Source organism: Ensifer sp., from assembly GCF_035999185.1.
Lineage (GTDB): Bacteria > Pseudomonadota > Alphaproteobacteria > Rhizobiales > Rhizobiaceae > Ensifer.
Genome location: NZ_DASYHB010000052.1, coordinates 1 through 7187, shown reverse-complemented (window position 1 = coordinate 7187; position 7187 = coordinate 1). Strand labels below are relative to the sequence as shown.

Annotated in this window: 9 protein-coding genes; 5 read left to right on the top strand and 4 right to left on the bottom strand. The window is 63.2% G+C overall.

The annotated features are described in order from the left end of the window. Positions 1-209 precede the first annotated feature (209 nt). The 5 genes from VGO04_RS05575 (at position 210) to VGO04_RS05555 (ending at position 3792) form a co-directional block, all read left to right on the top strand. The gene (locus VGO04_RS05575) at positions 210-710 is read left to right on the top strand and encodes a YbjN domain-containing protein (RefSeq protein WP_034788736.1); all 501 of its coding nucleotides are present in this window, start codon (positions 210-212) and stop codon (positions 708-710) included. A gap of 2 nt (positions 711-712) precedes the next feature. Beyond that, the gene (gene proC, locus VGO04_RS05570) at positions 713-1531 is read left to right on the top strand and encodes a pyrroline-5-carboxylate reductase (protein ID WP_327494971.1); all 819 of its coding nucleotides are present in this window, start codon (positions 713-715) and stop codon (positions 1529-1531) included. A 350-nt stretch (positions 1532-1881) separates the two neighbouring features. Next, the gene (locus VGO04_RS05565; protein WP_327494970.1) at positions 1882-2841 is read left to right on the top strand and encodes a LysR family transcriptional regulator; all 960 of its coding nucleotides are present in this window, start codon (positions 1882-1884) and stop codon (positions 2839-2841) included. A gap of 39 nt (positions 2842-2880) precedes the next feature. After that, a complete protein-coding gene (locus tag VGO04_RS05560) occupies positions 2881-3222 on the top strand; it encodes a tRNA-binding protein (protein WP_327494969.1) in 342 nt (113 codons plus the stop codon). A gap of 6 nt (positions 3223-3228) precedes the next feature. Continuing rightward, positions 3229-3792, top strand: a complete 564-nt coding sequence (locus VGO04_RS05555) for a protein-tyrosine phosphatase family protein (RefSeq protein ID WP_327494968.1) — start codon at positions 3229-3231, stop codon at positions 3790-3792. Positions 3793-3887: 95 nt separating this feature from the next. Here the strand turns inward: VGO04_RS05555 and VGO04_RS05550 are convergent, their stop codons facing one another. The 4 genes from VGO04_RS05550 to VGO04_RS05535 are packed head-to-tail and all read right to left on the bottom strand — an operon-like array spanning position 3888 to position 7095. Continuing rightward, the gene (locus VGO04_RS05550) at positions 3888-4388 is read right to left on the bottom strand and encodes a tetratricopeptide repeat protein (protein WP_327494967.1); all 501 of its coding nucleotides are present in this window, start codon (positions 4386-4388) and stop codon (positions 3888-3890) included. Between the two features lie 53 nt (positions 4389-4441). Next, entirely contained in the window at positions 4442-5824 is a 1383-nt protein-coding gene (locus tag VGO04_RS05545) for an ATP-binding protein (RefSeq protein WP_327494966.1), read from the bottom strand. A 32-nt stretch (positions 5825-5856) separates the two neighbouring features. Continuing rightward, the gene (locus VGO04_RS05540; RefSeq protein ID WP_065775033.1) at positions 5857-6558 is read right to left on the bottom strand and encodes a response regulator; all 702 of its coding nucleotides are present in this window, start codon (positions 6556-6558) and stop codon (positions 5857-5859) included. Between the two features lie 57 nt (positions 6559-6615). Continuing rightward, positions 6616-7095, bottom strand: a complete 480-nt coding sequence (locus VGO04_RS05535) for a MarR family transcriptional regulator (protein WP_327494965.1) — start codon at positions 7093-7095, stop codon at positions 6616-6618. Positions 7096-7187 lie beyond the last annotated feature (92 nt).

Below are 7187 nucleotides of genomic sequence, written 5' to 3'. Positions count from 1 at the left end.
GCGAGGGGCTGGCAGCCTGACTCCGCCATTATACACTGATTTTAAATGATGATTCGAAACGAACCGCGTAAGCTCCAGGCAGGGTAAGTCAGCCAGGATGGATGTGAGTTCAGCAATCATAGTGTGATTTTAATCGGTGTTGGGTTTGCAGCGTTGCGTCGTGTGAGCGTGATGACGCATGCCTGGGCCACACCTATGCAGGGTGATGCATGAGCCTTTTGGAAATGGAAGTCGAGCGCCAATCCAACCCGGTCGATATGATCGAGTTCGTGGCTGCGAATAACGACTGGTCGTTCGAGCGATCCGGCGAAGACGAAATCGCCATGACGGTCGAAGGCAAGTGGGCGGACTACCACGTTTCCTTCTCCTGGATGGAGGAATTCGAGGCGCTGCACCTGGCCTGTGCCTTCGACATCAAGGTTTCGGAAAGCCGGGTCAACGAAGTCATCCGCCTGCTCTCGCACATCAACGGGCAGGTGCTGATGGGTCACTTCGACCTGTGGCGCCAGGAAGAGGTCGTGATCTTCCGCCAGTCGCTGCTGCTCGCCGGCGGGGCCGAACCCACCAACCAGCAGGTCGAAGTTCTGCTTTCGAGCGCACTCGACGCTTGCGAATCCTATTATCAGGCGTTTCAATTCGTCGTCTGGTCCGGCATGGACGCGCAGCGCGCGGTCGATGCCGTGCTGTTCGAAACGGTTGGAGAGGCCTGATCATGGCAAATGCCGCTTCCGGTCCCATCGTGCTTGTCGGCGCCGGTAACATGGGCGGCGCCATGCTTTCCGGCTGGCTGAAAAGCGGCGTCAAGGGCGCCGACGTGCTCGTCGTCGATCCCGGCCCACCACCGGCCATGGCGCAGCTGATTGCCGACAACAGCGTTACCCATGCGGCTGTGGCTCCGGCGGGCGTTCAGGCAGGCGTCATCTTCCTCGCGGTCAAGCCGCAGGTGATGGACGTGGTGCTGCCGCCGTTGAAATCGCTCGTCGGACCCGACACGGTCATCGTCTCGGTCGCAGCCGGCAAGACGCTCGCCTTCATCGAGACCCATCTGGGTGCGGCGGCGACCGTTCGTGCCATGCCGAACACGCCGGCGATGATCGGCCGCGGCGTCACCGGCGCCTTTGCCAATGCCCGCGTCAGCGAGGCGCAGCGCGCGCAGGTTCATGATCTCTTGAAGGTCAGCGGTCCGGTCGAATGGGTCAGGACCGAAGCCGAGATCGATGCCGTCACTGCCGTCTCGGGCAGTGGTCCGGCCTATGTCTTCTACCTCGTCGAGTGCATGGCGGAAGCGGGCCGCAAGGCCGGCCTCGAGGCGGACCTCGCCATGCGGCTCGCGCGGGAAACCGTCGCGGGGGCTGGCGAACTTTTGCACCAGTCCCCCGACGAGGCGGCGCGGCTGCGCCAGAACGTGACGTCGCCCGGCGGCACGACTGCTGCGGCTCTTTCCGTGCTGATGGCCGACGACGGCATGCAGCCACTTTTCGACAAGGCGATTGCAGCAGCGCGCAAGCGTGCGGAAGAACTGGCTGGCTAAGCCTATCGGTTGCCGGCGCCGCGATGGCGTCGGCCTCAACTTCGGCCCGTTAATGGGCGTAGCGGCGCTTCCCCTGAGCATCCGCCACGGTCATCGCGTGGCAGCCGGCCGAACGACAAGCTCCCGATCATGATCATTGCCCGACGGCAGGCGTCGCCGACCGCAACGCTGCGCTCATGTCGCGCCCAGGAATGCAGCTCGTAGCTCACAGGCACGTCGTTGCGCTGTTCATCCATGTCCGTTGTCCTCGACACGTGGTCATTGAAGTACCGGATTAGGCTACAACCTATCGCTTGCTGCGATAATCCATGATAAATTCCTGATATCTGTGACGAAATGGAATAGATGCGATGGATCGGCAGGAAGCCATGGCCGTGTTTCTCGCAGTTGTCGAGGAGGGGGACTTTTCTGCGGCCGCGCGCAGGTTGCGGATGACGCCATCGGCCGTCAGCAAGATCATCGGGCGCCTTGAGGCCAGGCTCGGGGTGCGCCTGCTGCAGCGTTCGACGCGCAGCATCAGCCTGACGACCGAGGGCATTGCCTATGCGGAATCGAGCCGTCGCATCCTTGGCGATATGGAGGATGCGGAATTTGCGATCCAGCCGGGTGCCGAGCCGCGTGGCCGTCTGCGTGTCAGCCTGCCGAGCGCTTTCGGCCATCGGTTGATCGTGCCGATGTTGCCGGCCTTTATCGAGCGATACCCTGACATCGAGCTTGAACTCGACTTCAGCGACGCGATCGTCGACCTGCTGAATGGCGATGCGGATATCGCCGTCCGGGTGGCAGAGCCGACCGACACCACGCTGGTGACGCGGCGGCTCGCCGCAAACCGGCGGGTGATCTGTGCGGCACCGGGCTACCTCGAAAGGCATGGCATTCCAGAGACGCCCGATGACCTGCAGCGGCACGTGTGCCTTGCCATTACCGCGCATGGCCGCCTCAATGTCTGGGAGTTCGACGATGAGGGCGGCAGGCGGGCGATCCGTGTTCGGGGCCCGGTCGAAGCCAATAGCACCGAAGCGCTGCGTCGTCTGGCGCTCGCTGGTATCGGCATCGTCCGCCTCTCTGAGATCCTCGTCGGCGACGACATCAAGGCTGGCCGGCTGCGCCCACTCCTGACGAACCACAACCGCGCCGAAGCGGAGCCGATCACCGTGGTCTATCCGCACCGGCGGTTTCTGCCGCCGCGCGTGCGTGTGTTCATCGATTTCCTCGCCGAGGAGTTTGCGCGCCGTCCCTGGACCGAGGCAAGATTTCGCGTGAACGCCGCCGAGGCCGACACGCTTCCGGAATCTCGCCCGATGCTTTAAGCCACGTCGGCGGAGAAGGTTTTCATTTAGGGAATAGCGATGGCTGATACGATTGAGTTTGCTGATTTCGAGCGCGTCGACATCCGGGTCGGCACCATCGTCGAGGCCGAACCGTTTCCGGAAGCCCGCAAGCCCGCCTTCAAGCTGAAAATCGATTTCGGCCCGGAGATCGGCATAAAAAAGTCATCAGCGCAAATCACGGTTCATTATAGCCCGGAGGATCTCGTCGGGCGACAGGTTCTGGGCGTTGTCAATTTTCCGCCGCGCCAGATCGGCCCTGTCCGCTCCGAAGTGCTGACGCTGGGCTTTGAAGACGAGGCCGGCGCGATCGTGCTGGCTGCCACCGAAAAGCCGGTTCCCAACGGAAAGAAGTTGATGTGATCCCCGATGACCATTGCTTTTGAAGTGATCCCTGAGCGCGTCAAGGTTTCCTGCCTGTGGCGCGCTGCCGATGCGGCGCGCGACTGGCGCGCAAGCCATGTGCTCTCGCTGCTCGACCCCGAATTGCCCGAGACGAACGTGCCCGTGATTGCCGGCGCGAGCCACCGTGTGGTGCGCATGCGCGACCAGGAAAACCCGAATGCCACCCAGCATTTTCCGGATCTGGTGCTCGAGGTGTTCGAGGCGATGCGGCCGGCTGCCGAAGACGGCTCAAGCCGGATCCTCGTGCATTGCCACGCCGGCGTCAGCCGCTCGACCGCCTTTGCCTATGGGCTGATCGCCCATCAGCTTGGTGCAGGCCGGGAAGAGGACGCCTTCCGGGCGCTGTTGACGATCACCCGCAAGCCCTGGCCGAACCGTCGGATCATCGAGATCCTCGATGCAGCGCTTGGCCGTGAGGGTCGGCTGCTTGCGCCGCTCGATGTCATGCGCGCCCGCCACCCGCGCCGCATCGACGCCTGGCACCGCTTCAACGAGCGGCGCGGACTGACGTCGATCTACCAGCGCTAAAGCATTTCGCGCAAATGTGTGCAGCACCGATATGCGAGGATCAAAGGCTTAAAGCGCAAGGAGCGGATCTGAAAGATCGCGACGCGCTTTAGGGATTACTCGCCCGGTGCCAGGGTCTCGGCGTAACGCTTGAGCGAACGGTTGTAGCGGGGCAGGTGCCTGGACAGGCTTTCGAGCGCGAGCCCGGTCGCTTCCTTGGCGCGACCGACATCGACCAGGCAGAGGGCCAGGAAGGCGTTGACGGCGTCGTCGAGCTCGTCCGACGGCATGGTCCGCTCGGCTGCAAGCAGCGCAACGCCTTCGTCCGCACGGCCGAGATTGCGCAAGGTACTCGCGAGCTGGATGGTCGCCCGGCGGCGGCGGATGCCCGAAAGGCCGGTCGCGAGCGCCTGGCGATAGAGAGGCTCGGCCCTGGCCTCGTGACCCGTCGAATCCTGGGCACAAGCCCTTTCGAACAGGCCGATGGCATGCTCCGGTGGAAGCTCGGCTGCGAGCGCTTCGATGCGCGCTATGAAGGTTTCGGCGTCGGCCTTATCAAACGTCGCCCATAGCGTCGCCAGTCGCCGTTCCCATTCATCCCAATTGATTTCCGGCACTGCTCACTCCCTGGCTTCCCCAGGGCGAGCAGTGGCCTCTCAAGACGCACAGGTCAAGCGGGCACGCGCACCGTTGCCCTTAAGCCCCCGAGCGGGCTGTCGCCAAGCGTGACGTTGCCGCCATGGCTACGCGCGATGTCGCGGGCAATGGCAAGACCGAGCCCGGTGCCGGAACTGTCGAGATTGCGCGCCTCGTCGAGGCGGAAGAACGGCTTGAACACGTCCTCGCGCGACCGCTCGGGAATGCCCGGGCCATCGTCGTCGACGGTGATGGTGACCCACTTGGCGCTGTGGCGGGCGTCGATGTTCACCGTGTCGGCATAGCGGTAGGCGTTCGAGGCAATATTGGCGACCAGACGGGTAAAGGCGTTCGGCCGGACGCGAACCTCGTCCTCGCCCTCGACCGAGGTCGTGAGCGTCTTGCCGAGCAATTCGGCCTCCGCCGCAAGCCGGACCATCAGATCGCTGAGCTTCAGCTGGCCGACATCCTCTTCCGCCTCGCCGCGCGCAAAGGCGATATAGCCTTCGAGCATGTTCTGCATGTCCTCGACATCCTGGTTGAGGCCTTCGAGGTCGGGGTTGTTACCGGCCAGCGCCAGCTGCAGCTTGAAGCGCGTAAGAATGGTGCGAAGGTCGTGGCTGACGCCGGTGAGCATGGCCGTGCGCTGCTCGATCTGGCGCTCTATACGCTCACGCATCAGGATGAAGGCGAGACCGGCGCGGCGGATCTCGTCGGCCCCGCGCGGGGCGAAATCGTCGATCTTCTGGCCTTTGCCGAAGCTCTCGGCCGCCTTGGTCAGCGCCAGGATCGGTCGGATCTGGCCACGCAGAAAGAGCACCGCGATGGTCAGCAGCACCAGCGATGCGGCCACCATCCAGACGAGGAAGATATGGGTGTTCGACGCATAGGCCTGGTTGCGCCGGGCGTAGACCCTGAGGATGCGCCCGTCGTCGAGCTTGATGCGGATCTCGACGAGCTTGGAGTTGCCGACCGTATCGATCCAGAAGGGGCGTCGGACCTGGTTTGAAATCTCCTCGCCGAGAATCTGGTCGAGAATTTCGAAGAACGGGCTCGGCCGCGGCGGCGGAAGTTCGCCGGGCGGATCGACCGAAATGCTGAGATCGAGCTGGTCGCGGGCGATGCGGATGATCTCGGAGATATCGCGATCGGCGGGGAAGGTGTCGATCAGGTCGACGATCGCGGCAATGTCGCTCGTGACGGCGGCCGACAGGCGCTGAGTCACCAGCTGCCAGTGGCGCTCCATGAAGATGAAGGCAACGACCGACTGCAGGAGCACCATCGGAATGATGACGATCAGCAGCGAGCGGGCGTAGAGGCCCATCGGCAGGCGACGGCGCAGCCAGCGGGTAAAGCGCCTCCAGGCGTTGTCGCTGGAGCCCGTCGCCCCGCGCTCTATGCCATCAAAACTTGCCATGGTTTGCCGCGCTCATCGGAAGGCCTGCCATCTCAGTCCACGCTCAACCGGTATCCGATGCCGCGCACCGTCTGCAGCCAAACCGGATTGGACGGATCATCCTCGATCTTGCGCCGAAGGCGATTGATCTGCACGTCGATCGTGCGCTCGCCCACCTCGGCATCGTCGCCGATCAATTCGTGACGCGGGATGGTCTCGCCGGCGCGCTGCGAAAACAGCGTCATGATCTCCTGTTCGCGGTCGGTGAGGCGGATATGATCGGCGCCGCGCCTAAGTTCCTTGCGCACCACCGAGAAGGTGTAGGGACCGAAGATCACCTGGTCGACCTTGGGCGCCTGGGCCGGCTGGTTGCGGCGCAGGATGTTATTGATGCGCAGCACCAGTTCGCGCGGCTCGAAGGGCTTTGACAGATAGTCGTCGGCGCCGGCTTCGAGACCCTCGATGCGGGAGTTCGATTCCGCCAGCGCCGTCAGCATCAGGATCGGCACGGTCTTGATCTGGCGCAGGCTGTGCGTCAGCGAGATGCCGCTTTCGCCCGGCATCATCACGTCGACGATCAAAAGGTCGAAATCGAGGCCGACGAGCTTGCGCCGTGCTTCATCCGCGTCGGACGCGGTCGTCACGCGAAATCCCTGCTCGACCAGGTAGCGGTTGAGCAGATCGCGGATGCGCCGATCGTCGTCGACGACCAGGAGGTGAGCCGCATCGTCCGAGACAGTCGCTTTTGTCGTCATTCCATGCTTCCCCAGTAGCTGCGCTGCCCGGTTGTCCGCCGGCGGCGGGCCTCCTTGTCAGTCTGCGGCGTTGTTCTTCATGCCGGCAAGAAAGCGCTTGATGGTTTCGCGCGCGCCCGGACCGGTTCTTGCCAATGCATCGGCTATGCGGCGGGACTGTGGCTCCGCCAGCGCCCGCGCCAGAGCCTGTCCTTCCACGGTGGTGTAGAGCATGCGCTGGCGCCGGTCTTCCGGCCCGGTCTCCTGGCGGATGTACCCGGAATCGATCAGCTGCTTGAGCACGCGCGCAAGGCTCTGCTTGGTGATCTTCAGCGTGTCCAGGAGATCCGCGACCGTCATGCCCGGCTCCCGATCGACGAAGTGCACGACACGGTGATGCGCCCGCCCGAAGCCGCTCTTTTCAAGGATGGCGTCGGGATCGGAGGTAAAGTCGCGATAGGCAAAGAAGAAGAGCTCGATGATCTCGAAATCGATCGTGTCGTCATCGACAGCGGCATCGCTCAGATACCGGGTGTTCTCTTTGGATTGGCCGGCCACGCGGTCATTTCCTTTCAGCCAGATTGCAGCTTGCGAAACATTCGAAAAAATATGTCAGCTTTGTTGACATATTTTTACCATAGCATTAGCGT